Annotated in this window: 18 protein-coding genes and 1 riboswitch; of the genes, 6 read left to right on the top strand and 12 right to left on the bottom strand. The window is 60.3% G+C overall.

Annotation, left to right across the window (positions count from 1 at the left end; genetic code table 11):
• Positions 1–110 precede the first annotated feature (110 nt).
• On the top strand, positions 111–1055 hold the full coding sequence (locus tag CAQU_RS00360; RefSeq protein ID WP_075724251.1) for an alpha/beta hydrolase: 945 nt from the start codon (positions 111–113) through the stop codon (positions 1053–1055).
• 200 nt (positions 1056–1255) lie between these two features.
• Here the strand turns inward: CAQU_RS00360 and CAQU_RS00355 are convergent, their stop codons facing one another.
• The 5 genes from CAQU_RS00355 to CAQU_RS00335 form a co-directional block, all read right to left on the bottom strand.
• The gene (locus CAQU_RS00355; protein WP_075724249.1) at positions 1256–3904 is read right to left on the bottom strand and encodes an AMP-binding protein; all 2649 of its coding nucleotides are present in this window, start codon (positions 3902–3904) and stop codon (positions 1256–1258) included.
• Between the two features lie 59 nt (positions 3905–3963).
• A complete protein-coding gene (locus tag CAQU_RS00350; protein ID WP_157108829.1) occupies positions 3964–5100 on the bottom strand; it encodes a hypothetical protein in 1137 nt (378 codons plus the stop codon).
• A 294-nt stretch (positions 5101–5394) separates the two neighbouring features.
• Positions 5395–6279 carry a hypothetical protein gene (locus CAQU_RS00345; protein WP_075724245.1) on the bottom strand — a complete coding sequence of 295 codons (885 nt, stop codon included), beginning with the start codon at positions 6277–6279 and terminating at the stop codon, positions 5395–5397.
• Between the two features lie 155 nt (positions 6280–6434).
• Positions 6435–7253: a VOC family protein gene (locus tag CAQU_RS00340; protein WP_075724243.1), complete on the bottom strand. Its 819-nt coding sequence runs from the start codon at positions 7251–7253 to the stop codon at positions 6435–6437.
• Between the two features lie 8 nt (positions 7254–7261).
• Positions 7262–7549 (bottom strand): RNA-binding S4 domain-containing protein, encoded by a 288-nt coding sequence (locus CAQU_RS00335; protein ID WP_075724241.1) that lies wholly within the window; start codon positions 7547–7549, stop codon positions 7262–7264.
• Between the two features lie 36 nt (positions 7550–7585).
• Between CAQU_RS00335 and CAQU_RS00330 the strand changes: the two genes are divergently transcribed.
• Entirely contained in the window at positions 7586–9046 is a 1461-nt protein-coding gene (locus tag CAQU_RS00330; RefSeq protein WP_075724239.1) for a DUF5635 domain-containing protein, read from the top strand.
• Positions 9047–9157: 111 nt separating this feature from the next.
• Here the strand turns inward: CAQU_RS00330 and CAQU_RS00325 are convergent, their stop codons facing one another.
• The 3 genes from CAQU_RS00325 to CAQU_RS00315 are packed head-to-tail and all read right to left on the bottom strand — an operon-like array spanning position 9158 to position 11281.
• The gene (locus tag CAQU_RS00325) at positions 9158–9820 is read right to left on the bottom strand and encodes a LysE family transporter (protein WP_075724237.1); all 663 of its coding nucleotides are present in this window, start codon (positions 9818–9820) and stop codon (positions 9158–9160) included.
• Positions 9821–9854: 34 nt separating this feature from the next.
• Positions 9855–10583, bottom strand: a complete 729-nt coding sequence (locus CAQU_RS00320) for an SDR family NAD(P)-dependent oxidoreductase (protein WP_075724235.1) — start codon at positions 10581–10583, stop codon at positions 9855–9857.
• A 56-nt stretch (positions 10584–10639) separates the two neighbouring features.
• Positions 10640–11281, bottom strand: a complete 642-nt coding sequence (locus CAQU_RS00315; protein ID WP_075724233.1) for a DNA-3-methyladenine glycosylase I — start codon at positions 11279–11281, stop codon at positions 10640–10642.
• A 231-nt stretch (positions 11282–11512) separates the two neighbouring features.
• Positions 11513–11627: riboswitch (TPP riboswitch) on the top strand.
• Between CAQU_RS00315 and thiC the strand changes: the two genes are divergently transcribed.
• Together thiC and CAQU_RS00305 are read left to right on the top strand one after the other, a co-directional pair.
• Positions 11620–13350 (top strand): phosphomethylpyrimidine synthase ThiC, encoded by a 1731-nt coding sequence (gene thiC, locus CAQU_RS00310; protein WP_075724231.1) that lies wholly within the window; start codon positions 11620–11622, stop codon positions 13348–13350. Its footprint overlaps the riboswitch before it by 8 nt.
• A gap of 41 nt (positions 13351–13391) precedes the next feature.
• Entirely contained in the window at positions 13392–14642 is a 1251-nt protein-coding gene (locus CAQU_RS00305; RefSeq protein WP_075724229.1) for a DUF3039 domain-containing protein, read from the top strand.
• On the opposite strand, the gene CAQU_RS00300 is transcribed toward CAQU_RS00305, so the two are convergent.
• Complete coding sequence (locus tag CAQU_RS00300; protein WP_075724227.1) at positions 14629–15084, bottom strand: helix-turn-helix domain-containing protein; 456 nt, start codon at positions 15082–15084, stop codon at positions 14629–14631. The genes CAQU_RS00305 and CAQU_RS00300 overlap by 14 nt on opposite strands.
• 121 nt (positions 15085–15205) lie before the next feature.
• On the opposite strand from CAQU_RS00300, the gene hrpB reads away from it, so the two are divergent.
• The gene (gene hrpB, locus CAQU_RS00295) at positions 15206–17776 is read left to right on the top strand and encodes an ATP-dependent helicase HrpB (protein WP_075724226.1); all 2571 of its coding nucleotides are present in this window, start codon (positions 15206–15208) and stop codon (positions 17774–17776) included.
• A 62-nt stretch (positions 17777–17838) separates the two neighbouring features.
• On the opposite strand, the gene CAQU_RS00290 is transcribed toward hrpB, so the two are convergent.
• Positions 17839–18375: a hypothetical protein gene (locus CAQU_RS00290; RefSeq protein ID WP_075724224.1), complete on the bottom strand. Its 537-nt coding sequence runs from the start codon at positions 18373–18375 to the stop codon at positions 17839–17841.
• A 225-nt stretch (positions 18376–18600) separates the two neighbouring features.
• On the opposite strand from CAQU_RS00290, the gene CAQU_RS00285 reads away from it, so the two are divergent.
• Complete coding sequence (locus CAQU_RS00285; protein ID WP_075724222.1) at positions 18601–18786, top strand: hypothetical protein; 186 nt, start codon at positions 18601–18603, stop codon at positions 18784–18786.
• 120 nt (positions 18787–18906) lie between these two features.
• Here the strand turns inward: CAQU_RS00285 and CAQU_RS00280 are convergent, their stop codons facing one another.
• On the bottom strand, positions 18907–19881 hold the full coding sequence (locus CAQU_RS00280) for a phosphatase PAP2 family protein (protein WP_075724220.1): 975 nt from the start codon (positions 19879–19881) through the stop codon (positions 18907–18909).
• A gap of 177 nt (positions 19882–20058) precedes the next feature.
• Positions 20059–20988, bottom strand: coding sequence for a S1 family peptidase (locus tag CAQU_RS00275; protein WP_075724218.1), 930 nt, complete (start codon positions 20986–20988; stop codon positions 20059–20061).
• Positions 20989–21222: the final 234 nt, after the last annotated feature.

Here is a 21222-nt window from a genome sequence, read left to right as displayed (position 1 = left end):
TTGTCTTGTTTATTTCCGCCCTGTGGTGGCGTTGGGCTTCGCGCTGTGCGAGTACACAACTTACTGGGGTTCATCTCGTGGTCAGTTCGCCCGGTAGCCTATGAGGCATTATGACTACTTCTTCTTCTCGTCCCGTATCCGACGAGCACCAGCCTGATGTTGTTCACGATGAGGCCACTGGCCGCGATTTCCATGTCGGGGGCACCGACCATGCGTTGAGTGATGTGGAGCAGTTGGAGCAGCTGCGCTGGTATGTGGAGCAGCATCATCCGGCGCCGAAGAATCCAACGGAGGCTGACTGTGTGGAGGAAGCACAGGCATTGGCGGATGAGTTTGATGCGTGGGCTGCGCGTCTGCCGGATCGTTTGGTGCATGCGGCGATGATGATGTTGGGGGCGGCGCGGGATCATTCGTGGCCGGGGTCGCGGTTGAGCCCGCAACTGCGGGTGGAGGAGCAGGATTTCGGCACGGTCATCACTCCGGCGCAGTGCGCTGCTGATGCGCCGGTGGTGGTGTGCGCTCATGGCGGGGCCTTTGTGCGTGGCGGTGGGCAGGCCCGCGAGATGGCGTGGTTGCCGGTGGTGGCAGCCCTCGCGGAGGCTAGTGGTGCCGTGGTGGTGGATGTGGATTATCCGGTGCGCATTGGAATCGATATCGCCGAGCAGGTCGACGCTGTCGGCCGGGTGATTGAGTGGGTGCGGGAGACCTACCCGGATCGCACCGTGGTTGGTTTGGGTGCTTCTGCCGGCGCGGTGTTGGTAGCAGCACACGCCCATGCGCTGGATGGTTTGGTGTTGTCGCGTCCGACGATGGCCACGGAGTCGAAGCTGGTGGCAGCGCCTTTCGCTATCGATACATCTGAGCAGGCGGTCTCAACGTGGCCTGCGACGTGTGTGCTGGTTGGCGAGCAGGACGAGCGAGTGCCCCGCCACGAGACGGTAGAGGCTCATGCGCACAAGGTGCATGTGTATCCGGCAACGCACCTGATCTTGACCCCGGAGGTAGCGCGCGCACGACTGGCAGACGCAGCGGCCTTTATTCGCGACTTGGCCTAGTCGCCTAGAAAATCCCCAGGAGTGGTGTGTGCTTTAGAGCGCCCGTCGAATGTGAATGATCGATTCCAAGTCGAAATCCACATCAAGCATGGAAATCCAATTACACATCGATTTACCTGCTGTCACTGGGTTGCTCAGTACAGACGGGGCATAGATTCATAAACTAGCGGGGTAAGCATCAAAGACTTTTTGCGTCTTCTTCAGGCAGTCCCGGGAGTCGATGGCTCCACGTTTCCAGTAAGCCACTGAGCTACGGCAACGTCATGAGGAGGATCTAAAAGGGCGAAATGATCTACACCAAGTCGATCAAATGTTGCTGCCGGACAAATCTTGGACCAGGCTCCACTCGGCGCTACAGGCTCGATTTTTGCCTGTGTTTTCTCCCCTCGCTCTGCGACGGCGCCGTCGTAACCGATATCTTCCCCGGTTGCGCCTACAAGGATTCGCGTTGGGGGAAGCTGTCCAACAAGGTTATCTGCGTCGCAGGAGCTGAGAATCGAAGCATTAAGACGATAAACCTCCCACGCATCACGCAGAGTTTGAGTTCCTTCATTGAACGTAGCCATTCCTGTGGCCACAGCAGCAGTGAGTAGTTCATGCCAGTCGATGTCTTCTCCCCGCACTTCGGAAACCTTGCCGGTGGCTGCAGGGCCACGAAGAAAGCGCGCACCATCACCAGGTATAGCCAGCCCTACCTGGGCGAATACGAGGAACGCCGTCCTTTCCGAGGTAACATGGCCACTAGGATCGGGCGGGTCGATGAGATAGGCCGAACAACGGGTGAATCCCCGGGAAGCGAGCTCGACAGCTACCGCCCGTGCATAGACTCCACCGAGGGAGAACCCAGAGAGACGCAAGTCTGCATCAAACGGAATTTCTGCAGCAATTGCGTCCGACATTGCGGAAACCACCGTTGCGAAGCCGCCTTCTAGATCCGCCCTCGCAGTCTCACATGCGCTGACCTGATGGGAATCCGGCAGCAACCGAGACAAACGTAGGTACCTCGTAACAGCCCCCGACATCGGAGGCAAAAACACCCACTGCACGTTCTTGGCAGATTGATCGCCTTGTGACGCCCCGCGCAGTCGCACGAGTCCTTGACCTGACGATAAATGCCCCGCATGTACCCCAGCACGGACCCGGTGAGAAGCATCAATGAGATCCCTTACATTGCCACCGATGATCACCGGCAAGGGAACATCGACATCGAGCTTTTCGAGAAGATCCCCCCGCACCGAAACAGCAGTGAGTGAGTCTGCTCCGGATTCCGTAAAGCTGCGCAGATCCTCCGGATCACCTACATATCGCCTCCAGATCTCAGTCACAGCGGAGCCGAGATCCTCAGCTGTGCTGTCAGGGCCCCCCTTTACGCTACAAACAAGATTTTTTAGCAGACTCGCAGTCGCTTCAGTGTCGCGCTTGCCTCGACCTGTTAGGGGGATTTCGCTGGCGACGCCCAACAGCCGAGGTACCGCGTACCAGGGAAGCTCTACCTCGAAACGATCACTGACCTTCCTCTTGAGCATTTCCTTATTACCGCTGGTGTCTTTTGTTGCGGATTCAGATCTGCGTGTGGTGTCAGGAACAATAAGACAGCCCAATGCGCCATCAACACGCACAACATGAGCGGCGCTCACCCCTTCCACGGCGGTCGCGATCTCTTCCACCGTGGTCGGGTCGACACGATATCCGGATACTTTGAGCATGCGGTCGCGTCGACCCTCGATGACCCACCGACCATCGGCAAGCACTCGAGCAGCATCTCCCGTGGCATAGGTATCCCCGGTATCTGATGCGAAACCACCGACGCGACTTCCTAGGTAACCAAGCCCTACCTGTACTCCACCAATGATGAGCTCACCGTCTCGCAGGCTATAGCTCACACCGGGAAGTGGAGCACCAACGGTAATGGGTTCGTCTGGGACAAGATCGCCATACGAAGTCACAATCGTGCATTCGGTCGGACCATAACCATTGAGCAGCCGTGCTTCCGGTAGCGCTGTGGCCCAACCACGGATGGCAGCAGGATCGGGGGCTTCACCACCAGCCATCACAAGTCGCACGGAAGACTCATAAAATGCTGCCGCTGCGGAACTATCGGTATCCAAAGCCACTCCAACAGCGTTGAAAACACCCGTGGGCAGACTCAGAACAGTGATTCCGCTGGCACAAACCTCGGCAGCCAGAGCAAATGGGTCCGTTGCGATAAGTCCCGAATTAGCTGGTATCAACCGGCAACCAACGTGGAGAGAAGTGCCCACTTGCTCCATGGCTAGGTCAAAGGCTGGATTGGACAGCAACAATCGACGATCCGCTGAGGTCAACTCGTACAAATCACACGTCGATTGAACAAAAGACCTGAACGCACGCCGGCCGATGACGACCCCCTTAGGCGTCCCAGTTGAGCCGGACGTGTAGGCGATGTACGCCGGAATGTCATTGTCTCTTGCTGAAGCAAACGGTGTTGCCCGCCCGAAAATCCGGGGCTGGCAATCTTGAGCTGCCAAATCCAGCAATGGACGCGGTTGCACAGATCCGGCTGACTCCGACTGCGAGGTCGTCCACGTGAGAACAGCTGCTGGGCAAAGCTCAGTGAGGAGAGCAGGCTGCAGCATTTCTGGAAGATGAGGATCGAGTATGGCGGGGACGAGATCACGTGACCAAAGTTCAGCTAACGTCGCTGCATGTACATCAGGGACGAGATTACGTATTGCAACTACGCCCCCGGGGGGCAGACCCGAGTTATCCAGCAGTGTGCAGAGAGCTTCACGGCTATTCTCATATGCCTTCGAGTCATCCCCACTGTTTACACCTGAATGATCGTTCACAGCGAAATCTGGCGCCTGCATATTTTTCTCCTCATCGTAAACGGATAGATTCCGCCAAAGCAGCTCAAAGCTACAGGCGGCTATGTTCTCACTTTTTTACTCAGCAGGGACACCGCGATGAGCGCAATCACCACAGCAAGGCCAAAAACAGCTTTTGCGCCCACTGCAACCGCAAGCGCTGCCCCCACCGCCGCAGCAGCTTGCTGTCCAAGCATCAAGCCAGACGAAACCTTTTTTGCAAATCCGGGACTCGTAATTGTGCCGACATACAATCCCGGAATCATTACAGCGAACCCGAAAACAACCCCCAGAACCAATAGAGCAGCCAGAACAGCTATGACGGACGAAGTTGAAATGGCAACAGCAACGCATGCGATGACACCCAGACCGCATACCGCCACGGTTTTCATAAGTGGAACCAGCGATAGCCTTAAGTGAAAAACCGAAACCATAATTGACGTCGCAATCATTCCAGCGGCAAGAAAACTCGGTGGCAAAGCAGATGTTGACAGCGTCGCCCCGGAAGCTACCAAAGCGGAACTGGCGGCGACGAGCGACGCGAAGACACCGACGAACATCGCGGGACTCAGCGCAAAATACTGCCAGTGCCCCTTCTGCTGTTTGTGCCCAGAAGTGGCGGAAACTACCGGCCGACTTGGGGTATCTGCCCTTTGACGTGCAGTTGCGGTAAAAAGTCCTACGCCTAAGAGAAGAATCGCTGGCGCAACAAGCCACAGCATGCGCACATGGGAGGAAAACAATGGCAGGCGAACATACAGTGGGACTACGAGAGACGCCACTCCTCCAGCAAATGGCCACAGCGCAACGATGCGACGGAAGGTGTCAGGATCCGATGTAGATTTCGCCAGCGGGAGGAATCCACCGAGAATGATGCCTGCGCAGATTCCGAATAACAGTCTGCATATCCCTACAGCCCAGGCTGCTTCAGCACCAACAGTTCCCCAGGAAAAAAGCACAACGAGAGGCATAATTATTGCCAAATCTCGAACGGACAAGATCCGAGAATAGAACGCAATGATTAGCCCGACTGCCAGCCCCATAAGGTAGATGGGGGTTCCGAGTAGTCCTGTTAGTCCCTTGGACTCAAGGACAGAACCAACAAGCGGCGAAACTCCGTTATCAGTGGACAACGCAATAATCATCAGCACTGCCCCGAGCTGATGCCACACAGCCTTAGAATTGGTCGATTCCTTCACCTTGCCACCCTTGTCCATTGTTTAAGTTCTGGTTTTAGGAACCATGTACGCGAGATCGGGACAGAAGAGTCCACATTAACTGTCTCAGAGATTCACCTACGCGAAAGCTCATCGGCCGCCTTAGTTCACCTGAGTCCTACGCATGAATGCAGCAACCATTAAAAGTAATTGGTATGGCACCAGGGGCACGAGGATCGGCAGTTTCCATTCGCGAAGCATTCCGGAAACTTCAGCAACGGCAGCATCTTGCCCCGGATCAATCCCAGATATTCGGCCCTCGAGGGCCTTGGATGGTTAACACTGCGGCAGCAGGTTCGCGATGAAGGTGGGCACCAGTGCTTGGGCGGGCAGCAGCATGCGCAGCCCCAGCGGGTCCGCGCATTCGGTGCGCTGGTGGATGGTTTCACCGGTCACGGCGGGGGTGGTGCCGAAGAACCAGGGCATGGTCAGGGTTTGCGATGCCTGTGGCGCGGCGGGCGCCGGGGCTGGCAGCACACTGATTAGCCCTCCCAGATCGCTGGTGAGCTGGTTGGCGGGGCCGTAGGTGCGGGCGACGATGACGTAGTCGGGGCCGATGCTGGCGGTGGCGTTGGTGTCACCGTTATCGGACCAGCCGTATTTGGTGGCCCACACGCCCGGGATGCGGGAGGTGCCGTAGTTCTGGTGGTAGCCGTCGGCGGCGACCGGCGCGGCGGTGGCCATGGCCTGAATCATGGGGGCTGCCACCGGATCGGTGCGCACTGCGTTGAGGAAACGTGCCACGTCCGACGTTGACGTGGTGGCGAATCCCCACCCCGAGCCGGGGTGGCTGTGAACCAGCCCAAAGTCACGCATGATCTCACCGATGGCCTGCGGGTAGCGGTGATCTAGGTCGGCGGCGATCGCGTCATCCGAGTAGCGGATCATCGGCACGACTTTGCCTTTGTCCCCCAGTTCACCGTGGGCGAGGACCCAGTAGCCCAGGTACAGCTTCGCTAGGGATAGGGCGGGGCCGGGCGCGTCGCTGTTGGGGGTGGCGGACACGCTTCCATCGTTGTTAATGATGGTGATTTGGGTGCGCGGGGCGACGGGCGCCGGGGGCAGGGTGAGTGCGTGCGCGGGGGTAGCGGCGCTCATGCAGGCGACGGCGGTGGCTAGTGCGATCAGTGCGCGCCGTCCGGTGGCGTGAGTTGCGGTCATGGTGGGTGATGCTACGCCGAGTTTTTGGGTTTATCTAAGTGACGCACCCTTGGAGTGCGCGTTGTTTTTGCTTCGCCGAGGAGCAGTAGAAACCAGCCAAGGCCACACCTGGTGGTGTGGCCTTGGGCATTTGGTGGCGGTATGAAGCCGGATTTTTACTGGAATTCGGACAGGTCGATGCCGTGGAGGGGATCTCCTTCGTGGGCTTCGATGACCGGTTCTTCGACTTCGCAAATGGTCATGGCGCCGCCGGTGGGGTCTTCGATGAGAGCGAGGCGCCCGAATTCGCTGTCCCAGGGGTCGCGGAGGATCCGGCCACCGTGGCTGGTGACTGCGGCGACGGTGTCGTCGATGCTTTTCACCCCGAGGTAGGTTTGCCAGAAGTTGGGCACGTCGGCGGGGAAGTTCGGGCCGGTCCACATGCCGGCGAAAGGTGCGCCGTCGACCATGGCGGTGACGTAGGAGAAACCGTCGCCGGCGTCGGTGTGGGTAGTGGTCCAGCCGAAGAGTTCTTCGTAGAATCCGGCGGTTTTCTCCAGGTTGGAAGTGCAGGTCAATTCGTGCCAGACGGCGGTGCCGGGTTCCCCGCCGGAGACGAAGGCTTCGGAGCTGTGGGCTTGAATCAGGCCGAAGAAACCGTCGCCGGGGTCGAGTACAAGCGCCATGGTGCCGAGTTGCACGTCGGTGGGTTCGGTGGTGACGGTGCCGCCAAGTTCGCGGGCTTTGTCGCAGGCGGCGTGGATGTCGTCGACGAGGAAGTGGGTGATCCAGGTGGCGCCGGTGGGAGCGTCGTCGGGTTGGGTGATGAAACCGGCGACGGGCAGGCCTTGGGCGCGGGCCAGCCGGTAGCCTTCGGCGGTTTGTTCAGTCTCCCAGCCGAGGATGTTGGCGTAGAAGTCGGAGGCGGCGGCCACATCGTTGGTGAGCAGGTCGATCCAGTAGGGCATGCCGCCCTCAGCGTGAAATGCGGGCATTGTTTTTCCTAAAGGTTCTTCCACTTTTCGGGGTCGAAGTCATCGTTGGCGGTGGCTTCGTCAAAGTAATCATCGTCGTCGCCGGCGGCGGCGACGGTGGCGGTGGTTCCGCCGAGGGTGACGGTGTCGCCGATGTGGAGGGTGAATCCTCGGCGGGTTTCTTCGGCACCGTTGACTTGTACCTGACCGCCTGCGAGGACCTCTTTGGCTTCCCCGCCGGTCTCTACAAGGTTGGCGAGTTTGAGAAACTGGCCGAGCTTGATTGACTCATCGCGGATTGTCACGTCGAATTCCATGCTCGCTAGTATGCCCCACCGACTAACCTTAAAGCCATGCGCCCTGATCTGTTCCTCCGCGCCGCGGAGTTGGAATCGACTATTTCTGACCTTATTGCCGCCGCCGACGAAGGCTACCTTCCGCTGGTGGATGACCCCGGGGTTCCGGTGGCGTACCTGGAGGAGCCGGGTCGGCGTATTGGGGTGTTGATTGCTGCTGGCAATCCCCGCAATGCGCTGGCGCGGGCGGTGATCATTGATGCGGCCACCGCGGTGGCTAATACCCCGGGTGGGGGCGCGTTGCTCATTGGGGTGGAAGATTCCACGGGCCAGATCATTGGCACCGAGTTGGATGATGAGTATTTGGTGCGTGGTGTAAAGCGCGCCCGGATTACCGCCCATGCCAACGTGCATGAGGTGTGTGGCCAGCGGGTGGTGTCTTTGGTGATTGCGCCGTCCCGGTTGCCGTTGTCGAATTCGCATGGGGTGGTTACCTGGCGGGTGGGCGGTGAGGAAAAAATCACCGACCGTTTCACCTGGTGGCAGGCGCATGGCGATTCTGCCGAGTTTGATCCGATGGCGGCCCCGAGTGATGCGTCTTTGGAGGATGCGCGCGGTGAGGCGTTGGTGATTGCGCGGGGTTTGCGGCCCCGTTTGGCGAAGATGAGCCCGCAGATGTTTATCCGGCACATCGGTGCGGTGCACGCTAATGGTCGTTTGTCTCAGGCCGGGAAGCTGTTGTTGTGCCCGCTGGGGTTCGCGGCTGTCGCCGTTGAGGTTGATGACACCACCATTACTCCGGATCCGAACATGTCGGTGCTGGAGCAGTTGAAGTTTGTGGAATCCCACCTGAATCATCTTGCCCCGCAGGCGCCGGTGACGGCGTACCATGAGGCGCTGCTCAACGGCCTGGTGCACCGCGATTGGTCGGTGGAGGAACCCACCGTGATCACTTTCGCGGAGCACGCCCTGATTGTGACCAGCCCGGGTGGTTTTCATGGGGATGTCACCCCGGAGACTGCGGTGGGTCGCCACGATGCGAAATCGCCGGCGTTGACCGACTTGTTCCGCGAGCTACACCTGTTGGATAAGCAGGTCAGTGGTATTAACCGGATGGTGTACCGCATGATTTTTGCCGGCTATGCCCCGCCGACTCTCATTGAGGTGCCTTATGGTGCGGGTTTGGGCGTGCAGTGCATTTTCGACACGGGTCGTCGCGACGACAGCATGGTCGATATTGTGCGCGATATTGTGCCGGCGGATCGCGCTTTCGATCACCGTTTGGCGTTGTTGTTGTACTACTTGCGCCGGCACCCCACGATCACGGCCCGCCGCGCCGCCGAGTTGTTGTCGGTCAGTGAGCAGGATGCGTGGGAGGCGTTGCGTGCCGCCACGCAGACGTCGTGTGGGGGCAAGCAGCTGGTGGTGGTGGCTGATGGTCATGCCACCGCGGATGCGCAGCTGTTAGCGGTGCAGCCGGAGCTTCCCTTTGTGATGAATCCGGCTTTGTCTTTTTAAGGTTTTGTAAACACCGCTAGGCGCGCAGTTGTCGCACCGTGACTCAGCGGGTGTGACAGCTGCGCGGGCTGTGGGGGTAGCTGGTCGTGGTGCCTGGTGGCGCGTTTGGTGTCAGATCATCGCGTGGATGCCGGTGGCGACCAGGGTGATGCCGACGGCGAGGAAGATGATCCCGGCGAGAATGTCGATGATGGGGGCGAATCGGGCAAGCGGGGCCGCAATGAGGTTGGCGGCGACCGCGAAGCCGACGAACCACATCAGCCCGGTAGTGATCAAGATCAGTGCCAGTGCGACTGTCCATGCGGCCCCCATGTCGGGGCTGAGGAATTGGGCGAAGATGGCACCGAAGAAGATGATCGCTTTGGGGTTGGACAGGTTGGTGACCAGGCCCAGGCGAAACGCTTGTTGATCGTTTATCGGTCGCGCCGCCGGCGCCGGTTGGGCTTCAGGTTGGGCTGTGGCAGTGGTGGCTTGGTGTGTTTTTCGGGCGGCTACTCCCCCACGGATGGCCCCCTGCCCCATCCAGCACAGCACCACCCCACCGGCGATTTCTAGCAGGTGGGTGAGGCTGGGTCGGGCGGCCAGCAGCGCGGACATGCCCGCCAGGCTGAGCACGATCCACAGGGTGTTGCCGACCATGATTCCTAGCGCGCCCAGCACCGCCTTGCGGCGGGAGTTGGCGGCCAGGCGGGTCAGCTGTACCGTGTCCGGGCCCGGGCTGGTGATCGCAGCCACCCACACGCTGAGCAGCGCAGCGAGCTGTGTAAGGGTCATGCCGGACACCCTAACAACGCCATGCTGGTGGTGTTTAGACCTGGTCGGCCGGCATGATGCGCATCTCGTCAATGTTGACGTGTGCGGGCAGGGATGCCACCCAGCGGATTGCCTCGGCGATGTCTTCGGCCGATAGGTTCAGCTTGTCCGCGTACACCGCGTTCGCTTTGTCCTCATCGCCCTTGAAACGCACCAGGGAGAAGTCGGTTTTGACCCGGCCCGGGTCGATTTCGCACACCCGCAGCGGCACCTCGACGTTTTCTAGGCGCAGCACGCGACTAAAAGCGGCAATGCCGTGCTTGGCGGCGTTGTAGCCGGCCCCACCCACATACGGCACCCGCGCCGCAATGGAACCGATGTTAATGACCTGCCCCTTTGTGGCTTTCAGCTGTGGCAAAAGCGCCTTGGTCACCCGCAGGGTGCCCAGCACGTTGGTGTCGTACATCCACTGCCAATCCTCCAGGTTGGCTTCCTCCACGGAGTCCAGGCCTTTGGCACCACCGGCGTTATTGACCAGCAGGTCCAGGCGGTCGATGGCGGCAGCCAGCTTGTCCACGCTGGCCTGGTCGGTGACGTCGACCGCGATGGCCTTGCCGCCAATGTCCTTGGCGATGCGCTCCAGGTTGTCCAGGCGGCGGGCGGCGACGATAACGTGCCAGCCATCGGCAGCTAGCGCGCGGGCAGCAGCCTCACCAATACCGCTAGAAGCGCCGGTTACCAGCGCAGTTCGGGTGGCCTTCGGGGTGTCTTTTGTGATGCTCATAACTATCGAGACTAACAAAGCGCCCCCGGCTCAGGCCGCGGTTTCGGCACTATTGCCTAGGGCGCGGGCACCCGATCATTGACCACTCCAAGCGCCTGAAACAGGGCGTACATGGTGGTGGGGCCGACGAAACTGAAGCCTTTCTCCTTCAGCGCTTTCGCCAGCGCCGCCGACTCTGCGCTGCGGGAGGCAATCTCATCCACACAGCGCGGCGCCGGGGCAGGGGGCGGGCAGTAGGGCGCCATAAACTCCCCCAACCCGCCGTGCGCGCGCAACGCAATCGTGGCGCGGGCGTTGCCAATCACCGCCTGAATCTTGGCCCTATTGCGCAAAATCGCGGGATTGTCCATCAGGCTTGCTACGTCATCATCATCCATCGCCGCTACTTGGTCGACGTCGAAATTGTGAAAAGCCTGGCGCAGGGCCGGACGCTTGCGCAAAATCGTCGCCCAGCTCAAACCCGCCTGGAAACTTTCCAAACACAGCCGCTCAAACAGGGCGTTTTCCGAAAGGTGGGTCAGCGCCGCAGCCCCCGAACCACAGGCACTAATGCCCCACTCCGTGTCGTAGTAGCAGGCCAGCTCTTCCGTGTTCGCCCACCCCGGACGAAACACTCCATCCTCGCCACGGATCAGGCCGGTGACCGGACAGCTCTGGCCCGGCTGGATGGCTGTGGGCTGCGCAGAATTGTCTTTCATAGCTGCCAGACTAGGGCCCATATCGCCCACCGCGCCTAGCAGCAGGTGTGCGCCTGTGGAAAACCGCCGTCGCAGCGTGCCTAGTGGGCGGGCTGCTGGTCAGGGGGTTGCTATGCCGCGCGGTGCGGTTATTGGGGGCGGCTTTGTACAGGCGTTGGGGGTGGCGGGGTGCTGCGTTTTCACCCACGTTTCACACTTTCACATGCCGGGTGGTTGCTATGTTGGTAATCAACACCCATTCGCGGGAGTGACACCTGTTGTCGCTGAGAGGGCGTAAACGATTGGAACGCCGACCGCCAGAACCTGTCCGGATCATGCCGGCGTAGGAAGGAGATGGTGTGGTTACTCGCACCCCCAAAAACCTGAAATCTGCCCCACCGACGACGGGCCAGGTGACCACCGGGCCGATCTATCGCAGCCACAAGGTGTACAACGACGTCGATTTCGAGGGGCTGACCCTAAAAATCCCGGCGCGCCGCATCGATCTGACCACCGGCGAGCACTTCGATGTGTATGACACCTCCGGCCCGTACACGTTGGAAAACCCGGAGCTTAATCTTGAGGTTGGGTTGCCGAAGACGCGTGATTCGTGGCCGAAGCCGGCGCCGGCGCCGGCGTCCGAGGAGCACCCGGAGTTGAAGGTTCCTACCCAGTTGGCGTGGGCGCGGGCTGGCATCATCACCCCGGAGATGGCGTTTTGTGCGCATCGTGAGGGGTTTACTCCGGAGGAGGTGCGTGAGGAGGTTGCTGCGGGCCGGGCGGTGATTTGTGCCAATCACAAGCACCCGGAGATTGAGCCGATGATTATCGGTAAGAAGTTCGCGGTGAAGATTAATGCGAATATTGGTAACTCGGTGGTGACCTCGTCTATTGCGGAGGAGGTCGAGAAGATGGTGTGGGCGACCCGCTGGGGTGCGGACACCATTATGGATTTGTCGACGGGCGCGGATATTCACGAGACCCGTGAGTGGATTTTGCGTAATTCTCCTGTGCCGGTGGGTACGGTGCCGATTTATCAGGCGCTGGAGAAGGTCAATGGTGATCCGACGAAGTTGACGTGGGAGATCTACAAGGAAACCATCATTGAGCAGTGTGAGCAGGGTGTGGACTATATGACGGTGCACGCTGGTGTGCTGCTGCGCTATATCCCGTTGGCGGCGCACCGTGTCACTGGCATTGTGTCGCGTGGTGGTTCGATTATGGCGGCGTGGTGTTTGAAGGAGCACCGGGAGTCGTTTTTGTACACCGAGTTCGCGGAGTTGTGCGACATTTTGGCGTCCTACGATGTGACGTTTTCGCTGGGTGATGGTTTGCGGCCGGGTTCGATTGCTGATGCGAACGATCGGGCTCAGTTGGCGGAGTTGGAGACTCTGGGCGAGTTGACGCTCATTGCTCGGAGCCGTGGTTGCCAGGTGATGATTGAGGGTCCTGGCCACGTGCCGATGCACAAGATTGCGGTCAATGTGGAGTGGGAGGAGAAGTGGTGCCACGATGCGCCGTTCTACACCCTGGGCCCGCTGGCAACTGATATTGCGCCTGGTTACGACCACATCACTTCTGCGATTGGTGCGGCGATTATTGGTCAGGCTGGTACGGCGATGCTGTGCTATGTCACTCCGAAGGAGCACTTGGGTCTGCCGAACCGCGACGATGTCAAGACGGGCGTGATTACGTACAAGATTGCGGCGCATGCTGCGGATCTTGGTAAGGGGCATCCGCGTGCCCAGGAGCGCGATGATGCGTTGAGTAAGGCGCGTTTCGAGTTCCGTTGGCATGACCAGTTCGCTTTAGCGTTGGATCCGGACACGGCGATCGAGTTCCATGATGAGACTCTTCCGGCAGAGCCTGCGAAGACGGCGCACTTCTGTTCGATGTGTGGCCCGAAGTTCTGTTCCATGCGCATTTCCCAGGATGTGCGTGATTATGCGGCGGAGAATGGTCTCGACACTGTGGAGGCGATTGAGGCGGGTATGAAGGAGAAGTCGCAGCAGTTCCAGGCCCAGGGCAACCAGGTTTATGTGCCTATTTCGGAAAAGAAATCTGTTGCTGCACAGGATACGAACAGCTAGGTTGCCGTAGCGTTTCGAGGCGGCAGTGGTGGGCCACGGTCGTGGCCTTGATCGGTGTGTCCACCGCTGCCACTGAGGGGTTAGTTCGTTGGGCCTTGGACGAGGCACATTTTGCTAATATTTTTCCATCGGAAAATATTGGGAAATTCTTTGGGGTGAATGAGATGCGAAGCTGCCGTCCAGCGATGAGGGTTTTTAAGACACTGGTTAAAAGGGGGGTCGACCCCACACTTGCGTCGTTGGCGGAAGAAGTGAAAATCCAGGCCAATTCAAGTTCGGATGGCGGTAGTTCGATCCCTTTGTTCACCGCTTTGGACAAAGCGTTGAGCTGGATTGAAGACCATCATCCATTGCTAAAAGACGCACGTCGCTATTGTGCTGATGGCACGCTTCCGAACAAACAGGCAGCGATGACAAAAAAGGTTGGGCACTCGGTCTACGAGCTACGCGACAAAAATACTGGCTGGCGTGCTGCCATGGTTTTGACACAAGATATCCAAAGTCAGTTGCTCGAGGATCGCTCCGACAGCAAATTAGTACTGCCCGACGCCTGGTGTGTGTTCGTGGAAGAACACGACACTTTTCACAGTCCTGCAACAGTAAGAGATACTTTTCCGGCGCAGTCGTGCCCGACCTCCGATGACCTGGAAGTGTATGACTTCCACGTCAAATATGCCTCTGACAAACAGTTGAAGACAGCGGCTTTGGTTCTGACCGTCGATCTTTTACAGAGCGTCGTGGAACGCCGCGAACCGGCAACTGGCTCCCTCGAGGTTGGCCCCGATGTGGAGTGTGTTGATTTAACGGTTGATATCGATTTTTCTGCACCCGAGGCAGACGCTGCGGCGAAAGCGACGGATATTCTCGGCAATCTTTCGCTGACGGTCACGATGAAGCATCCCGACGATCGTGTTTTGAGTTTCTTGACGCATACGATCGTTCCATTTTTGCAGCCGGACCAGTCGCTCATCGAGACCAGCTACAAAGACGCGGAAGAGTTCACTTTGATCGTGTTGGTGAACGCGGCAGAGCTTTTCTCGCGCATCACTGATGACATCGCGTCAGAGTCACTGACACCGCCCACATACAAGCCCCCTGCCCCCACACACCTCCACTATGTCGATAAAACACAGCTTGTGGGGGCGCATGTGGAAAAAACCGCGATTAAGCCTCTATGTGGCCAGTGGTTTGTGCCCATCGGAGATGAACGCACCCACGATTTACCCATTTGTCCTGAATGCGACGACAGGCGCCCCATTCAGGAGTTCCTCAAACTGATTACTCTTCGTTGAACAGAGAGCGAGCGAAGTCGATCTGCTCAGCCGTGAGTGGTTTATCCTCTACAGACAGGTGCTGGGGTTGGCTGAGTGCTTCCGCCGTGAACTTGTTGCCGGCATCTTGTGCTTTTTTGAATTCAAGGAGCGCGGACACTGGGATACGGTAGTGCGATCCGACCTTGCGGCACTCGAGCTTTCCCTTCTTGATGAAGGACATCACGGTCGGACGAGATACTTTGAGAAACTCGGCGGCTTTCGTCGGGCTCAGTTCGCCGTCTTCCTCCACGATGACGAAGGCACCACGCTGTTCCACGATCTGCATGACGTGTCGAACCATGGTGGCGAACTCATTTTGTTCGGAATCCTTGCCCACGATTTGTTCGATTGCGGCCCGTTGGGCATCTGAGACAGTCAGGGTGTCACACTTAAAGACAGCAGCATTTTCCACAGCGGACATCTGGAAACATCCTTTCTAATCAACTGCAGCAACTGCAGCAGCTGAAATAACTGTAACAGCGTTGGGGATGCGTAGCAATACAAATCGCACACGTCTGTTAATTACCCCCGAAACTTCACTCATGAAATTTCTCTTCCCAGTTGAAGACATTGGACACGGGCTCCCGGTATCCCGCATCGTTTCTTCCATCCCCACCCATCTCCGCCAGCACCAGCGCGCTATCATCACCGCGCCTCCCGGCACTGGCAAAACGACACTTGTTCCGCCCGTGGTGGCAAACATGCTTGGTCAGTGTTCGCCCACGCGCCCGCAGGTTGTGGTTGTGGCGCCGCGGCGCGTTGCTGTGCGTGCTGCCGCCCGGCGCCTGGCGCAGCTGTCGGACACTTCCTTGGGCGATGTGGTTGGCTACCAGGTGCGCGGTGAGAACCATCCCGGTTCGGTGGTGACGTTTGTGACTCCCGGCGTGCTGATTCGGCGCCTGTTGGATGACCCGGAGCTTCACGGGGTGGGGGCGGTGATTGTCGATGAGGTGCACGAACGTCAGCTGGATACTGATGTTGCTTTGGCGCTCGCCTTGGAAGCCGCGGAGCTGATTGAGGATCTGCATGTGGTGGCGATGTCGGCGACGATTGATGCAAGGAAGTTTTCCCGCCTCATGGGTGACGCACCAATCATCGATACTCCGGCGGTGTTGCACCCGCTGGAGGTGATATACAGTCCGGCTGCTGGCAGGCTGGCTGTATCACGCGAATTCCTACAGCACGTCGCGCATGAGGCGGCCAGCCAGTTTGCGCAGCAGTCTGCACAGGGATATTCGGTGTTGGTGTTTGTGCCGGGTGTGCGGGAGATCCGCATCGTGATGGACGCGTTGGCCGACCGGGGTGTGAACGCCTATCCGCTGCACGGGCGGTTGACTCCGCAGGAACAGGACGCGGCGATGTATACCGATGAGCCGCGTGTGGTGGTGTCCACTGCGGTGGCGGAGTCGTCGGTTACGGTGCCCGGTGTACGCGCGGTAGTCGACGCGGGTTTATCCCGCGCGCCGCGCCGCGACCACGGTCGCGACATGGCGGGACTGGTCACCGTGTCGTGTGCCCGCCCCCAGGCGGAGCAGCGCGCTGGCCGCGCGGGTCGTGAGGGGCCTGGTGTGGTGGTCCGGTGTTTTTCGGCCCTGGATTTCCAGAAGCTGGCCGATGGTGTCACGCCGGAGATTGTGGTCAGCGATCTGACGCAGATGGCGCTGGTGTGGGCGTGCTGGGGAACTCCACGCGCGGAAGGCCTGCCGCTGTTGGATGCCCCGCCACAGCGCGCGGTGGTGCGTGCTGAGGAGTCTTTGCGGGCAATTGGTGCGGTGGATGCTACTGGGCATGTGACTGCCTCTGGCGAGCTTTTGGCGCGGGTTCCGGTCGATCCACGCCTAGCGCATGCGCTGTTCATTTTGGGTGAAAAGGCCGCGCCCATTGCGGCCGTGGTGGGCGACGACCCGCGCGGTGATATCGCACGCGCGCTTAAGCATCCGCAGGAAAAGCGCCTCGCGCGTCTGGCTGCCACGCATGGGCAGCGCTACCGTGAGCTGCGCGAAGGCACCCAAGGTTTCACCGCGGTGGAAAATTTACCTCCGACAGCTGGTGTGGTCGTCGGTCTGGCCTACCCGCACCGTCTGGCGCGGCGGGTGTCGGAAACCACCGGCCACGGCGCATCCGGCGGTGAGCCGGTGTTTCTCACCACCGGCGGGACCCGCGTGCGAGTGCCCCACGATGTGGGCCTGCAGGATGCCCAGTGGTTGGCCATCGCCTCCGTGGATCGTGCCGATGGTGTTGGGACACAAGGTGCCCCACGCCTGCCCGTGGTGCGCGCAGCAGCACGCATCGACGAGGGTGACGTCTTGGCGATCATGCCCCTTGAGACCACCACGACGGCCCAGGTCGATTCCAGTGGAAGCACACCGGTGATCCGGGGGCGCGCGGTGCGTCGAATCGGCGCGATCGAGTTGAGCTCCCAGCCGGTCAAGCTCACCCCGCACACCCTGGCCGCAGCCCTTGAGGACGCCATCGCTACGCAAGGCCCGGCACTGTTTCCGGACTTCTCCTCCGCCGAGACCCAGGCGTTGCTTGCGCGTCTGCGTTTCGCCCATGACTACCTCGGCGGCCTGTGGCCGGCTGTTGATGAGGACTCGCTGACGGCGGATGCCGTGCAGTGGCTCGCACCCGAGTGCGAGGCCGTTGCCGGCGGGATGGCGCTAGCCAAAGTCGACATGACGGCCGCTGTGCGTCGCCTGGTGCCGTGGCAGTATCAGCAAGTCATGGGTGAGCTTCTTCCCGCCGGATGGGAAGCCCCCTCCGGGCGCGTGGTGCCCATCGACTACTCGGGCGAGCATCCGCAGGTGTCATTGAAGCTGCAGGAGTGTTTCGGCATCACCTCGCACCCCGTGGTGGGGCGCTCACAGGTGGTCAAAGATCCCGCGCCGGAAACCCCCATGATTATTGCCCCGGGCATTGCGCTGACAGTCCACCTGCTCTCCCCTGCTGGACGCCCCCTGGCGGTCACCGCCGATCTTCCCGGCTTTTTCGCCGGCACCTATCAGGACGTGAAAAAGGAAATGAAGGGTCGCTACCCCAAGCATCCCTGGCCAGATGATCCCTTCACCGCACCGGCGACCTCCTTGACGAAAAAACGCGCAGGACTGCACTAGCTGCCCTTCATCACCGGTGGGAGTCATCCCGGTGGCTGCAGCCCGGCCCGCGCCGGAGGTTTTTACAGCTCAGCTGCGCGGGGCGTTTTGCCAGCCTCGTGCACAAACCACACAAACGCCAGGTTGATGCCAGCCCCAAAAAGCAATCCCACCGCGGGGATGGCGAAGTTCTGAATGAACACGATGTAGGTATTGGCTAGTGCCTGCAGAATCAGCAGCAGTTTGAGCGCCGACATCAACACACTGTTGCCGCGCCCCCAGCCCGCATAAACCAGCAGCAGGAACTTCACGGTGAGGATCACCGCGAAAGTTACTTGAATGACGCTGGAATAGCGCATGGAGGTGCCGATGATGTTGTGGGCCACCGAGTAGAAAATGGCGGCCCACACGTCCGCCTGGCCGGACAGCAGCCAGGTTTGGGGCAGGATGACGATCTGCCACCACATGGCATCCGGGTCGAGGACCCACCCGGCCAGCAAAATCGCCTCCACGACGGTGGCGATCAGGATGATGAGCAACAGCCCTTGGGTGGCAAGGGTGAACCACCAAGGGTGCGCATCAAGGCCGGAGGGGTGCGCGGTGGTGGCGTCGTCTGACATGCGGGGTGTTCTTTCGGCACGTGGTGGTGCGGGTGGGGTTCGATGTGGGGGTGTGCAACGTGTGCTACCAGGCGATTGAACACCACCGAACGAGTGATATCAACTTTTCTACGGGGGCGGTTTTCCCACCCCGGGGGTGATATGCACAAGCAATTATGGTTGTTGCTGAAAATTTGTGCCCCAAAGCCCTGTACGGCACCCGGTGGGAGCTGTACGGTGGGGCTTATGAGCGATGATCGTCGTTGTCAGGTGCCCACCGCCGTGGTCACGCCCGCACCCGTGGGGCCGACCGCGCACGATCAGCCGGGCTCAGATGAGGTTCCGCAGGACTTCTTCGATCTCATCCTGGATCTTCCCGGCGAGAAAACCAATCTGCTCTCCCGTGCGTTGCACTATTTCGACGAGGCCTAAACAGCCCATCGGCCACCGCACCTCTACCCGACTTCCACCCGCGAGCGCGGGTGGAGACAATTTCAGACTTGCCTGTCCCATGCGCGTGCTCGCTGTGCGTGGGGCAGGCGCTTGGTTTTTTTAGCGGTGTTGCCGCAGCTGGGCTTGTGCCTTCCAGGCCACAAAAGACCAAAAACCGCCAATGGCCGCGCCCCCAAGAAGATCGCTGAGCCAGTGCACGCCCATATAAAGGCGGTCGTAGCCGACGATGAGGCACCAGGCCACACAGCCGGCAATGAGTGCCGGGGGCACTTGTTCCTGGGTGGTGCGGGAAGCAACATCCTGACGGGAGTCCGCCGCACTGGCTGGGTTCTGCTCGTGCACACCCGGCGCGGTGGTTGCCATGGCGCTTGCGTGCGCGGCACGCTTCCCGGCGTAGCGCAGGGCGAGCAGTGCGCCACAGCCGGCCACGGCGGCGATCATGTGCCCGGAGGGGAAGGAGCGGGCGCTTTCGATAGCCAGGCGGAACATCTCCGGCGGGCGCTGGCGGCCAAAGAGTTTTTTAAACCCGGTGGAGCATGCCTGGGCGGTAACGACCACCCCGATGCTGGTCATGGCTTGCGCCATGGTGACGTCCCAAAACCAGGCGGGCTTGGTGCCGGTTGCCAGGATGCGGCGGCGGACGGGATCTAGGCCCAAAATGCCTTGGGTGAGTGCGAACAGGCTGCCGGCGGTGACGACGATGGAGGGCTGCGCTACCCAGTGGATGGTGTAGAAGAAGCCGTCAGCGAAGGTGGTGGCCTGCCAGGGGGCGGGGCTGCCGGCGTGTGCCGGGGACAGTCCCTCACTGGTGGGGCCGGGGCTGCCGGCCGGCCGGTGGGAGACAACGAAGCGCCACACAGCATCATCGATTCGACCCAAAGGCCCGGTGGCGATGGGTTGGTCCGCGAAGCGGCCGACGGCGGCTTTGACGGTCTCGGCGGCCGGTTGGGTGATGCGCCCAGTGAGATTACGGGCGAGTTCGCTGGCGCTGTCCAGCGCCTGCGGGGCGGCCGCGGTGGTGCGGGTGAGAAGTTTCGTGGCCTGCGACAAAACGGCCTGAGTTAGCGGGTTCATGGTGGCTAAAAACCTACCGGAAAACTCATCTCGCAGGGGTATTCCACGCGGGCGCGGGGAGTCGCGCCGAACAAAGTTGTGTGGCTGGTTAAACGGCGCCACCCCACGCCCCAACCGGGTGGCGGTGGGGCGTGGGGTGGAAAAGGTGGTGCCAGATAGGGTGTGGCACGAGCTGGTTTAGTTCAGCTGGAGCGCGTGCCCGGAGTAGGCGGCGCCACCGGGCAGGGTGCATTCGGGCTTGGCCATGTTTACTTCCGAGCCGCTAAAGCAGCCGGGCACCTGGTCGGTGCGGGTGGCGTAGCGGGCGCCGGGGATGACGGTGATGTTGCCGTCGTTGTTTTCACAGGCATTGTTGTTGCGGCAGGCCGCGCCGTCGAAGTTTCCCGCGTTGTTGACGGCGACGATCTTGCCGGCGTCGTTGAGCACGGGGGAGCCGGAGGAACCGGGCTGGGTTTTACAGCTGGGGCCCACCATGCGGGTCACGCCCTCCCAGGTCCAGCCGGATTCTTGAACCTTATCGGCAATGCCGTCGAAGGTGCAGTCCCAGGTGCGCTTCCAGTACCCGGAGGTCACGTGCAGGTTATCGCCGACGGTGGGGGCAACATCACTTAAGACGCGCGGCACGGTGCGGTAGTAGCGGTAGATGTCGCGGTAGCTCATGCCCACCCGGTAGATGGCGATATCACTGTCGGTCATGGTGGCGTACAGGGCCTTGTTGACGGGCAGGGTGCCCACGCGGCGGGGGTTGGGCCCGGTGAACAGGTAGGCCTTTTCGCGCACCGGCATGTTGGTGACAACATCGCCGTCGCGCATTTTCAGGTTGTAGCAGTGCCCGTTGGTCAGGATCAGGGCGGGGTCGGTGTCTTTGCTGTCGGGCAGGGCGATGATGCTGCCGGAGCAATTGCCGATGCGGACGATGGCGTCGAATTGTTGGGGCGCGCCGAGGCTGTCGATGAGGTCGACGGCGTTGCTGCCAGACTGTTGGTTGCCGGCGGGCAGGCCGTCAGCGGTGCTGGAGCCTTGTGCGTGGGCGGTGGCGGCGGGGGCCACGAATGCGGTGGCTGCGAGAAGAAGAGCGGCAATTTTGCCGAGGGCGCGGTTGGTCATGAGGACAAACAATAGGGCTTAGAGCCTATCAATCGCAACTGTCACAAATGTTTTTATTATAAGTTGGTGGTGTGGGGGTGAAATCCATCCCCAATACCCCCTGCGCTACCCCAAGGGGGGCTATCTATCTGCGCAGCAACTACACAGCCCAGCTGCCACCCGACCCACCAAGGTCCTTAAACTCCGCCTCTTGATAGGAGAGTTTAAGGCCCTATGAGCTGCCCAAATGCCCTT

The organism is Corynebacterium aquilae DSM 44791, assembly GCF_001941445.1.
Taxonomy (GTDB): Bacteria; Actinomycetota; Actinomycetes; order Mycobacteriales; family Mycobacteriaceae; genus Corynebacterium; species Corynebacterium aquilae.
This window is presented reverse-complemented; position numbering and strand designations above follow the sequence as displayed.

Coding starts and splice junctions, on each gene's coding strand:
- CAQU_RS00340 (WP_075724243.1), bottom strand. CDS start 7,253: ATGCCCGCATTTCACGCTGAGGGCGGCATGCCCTACTGGATCGACCTG.
- CAQU_RS00360 (WP_075724251.1), top strand. CDS start 111: ATGACTACTTCTTCTTCTCGTCCCGTATCCGACGAGCACCAGCCTGAT.
- CAQU_RS00290 (WP_075724224.1), bottom strand. CDS start 18,375: ATGTCAGACGACGCCACCACCGCGCACCCCTCCGGCCTTGATGCGCAC.
- CAQU_RS00300 (WP_075724227.1), bottom strand. CDS start 15,084: ATGTCCGCTGTGGAAAATGCTGCTGTCTTTAAGTGTGACACCCTGACT.
- CAQU_RS00335 (WP_075724241.1), bottom strand. CDS start 7,549: ATGGAATTCGACGTGACAATCCGCGATGAGTCAATCAAGCTCGGCCAG.
- CAQU_RS00275 (WP_075724218.1), bottom strand. CDS start 20,988: ATGACCAACCGCGCCCTCGGCAAAATTGCCGCTCTTCTTCTCGCAGCC.
- CAQU_RS00315 (WP_075724233.1), bottom strand. CDS start 11,281: ATGAAAGACAATTCTGCGCAGCCCACAGCCATCCAGCCGGGCCAGAGC.
- CAQU_RS00325 (WP_075724237.1), bottom strand. CDS start 9,820: ATGACCCTTACACAGCTCGCTGCGCTGCTCAGCGTGTGGGTGGCTGCG.
- CAQU_RS00280 (WP_075724220.1), bottom strand. CDS start 19,881: ATGAACCCGCTAACTCAGGCCGTTTTGTCGCAGGCCACGAAACTTCTC.
- CAQU_RS00320 (WP_075724235.1), bottom strand. CDS start 10,583: ATGAGCATCACAAAAGACACCCCGAAGGCCACCCGAACTGCGCTGGTA.
- CAQU_RS00355 (WP_075724249.1), bottom strand. CDS start 3,904: ATGCAGGCGCCAGATTTCGCTGTGAACGATCATTCAGGTGTAAACAGT.
- CAQU_RS00345 (WP_075724245.1), bottom strand. CDS start 6,279: ATGACCGCAACTCACGCCACCGGACGGCGCGCACTGATCGCACTAGCC.
- CAQU_RS00285 (WP_075724222.1), top strand. CDS start 18,601: ATGAGCGATGATCGTCGTTGTCAGGTGCCCACCGCCGTGGTCACGCCC.
- CAQU_RS00330 (WP_075724239.1), top strand. CDS start 7,586: ATGCGCCCTGATCTGTTCCTCCGCGCCGCGGAGTTGGAATCGACTATT.
- hrpB (WP_075724226.1), top strand. CDS start 15,206: ATGAAATTTCTCTTCCCAGTTGAAGACATTGGACACGGGCTCCCGGTA.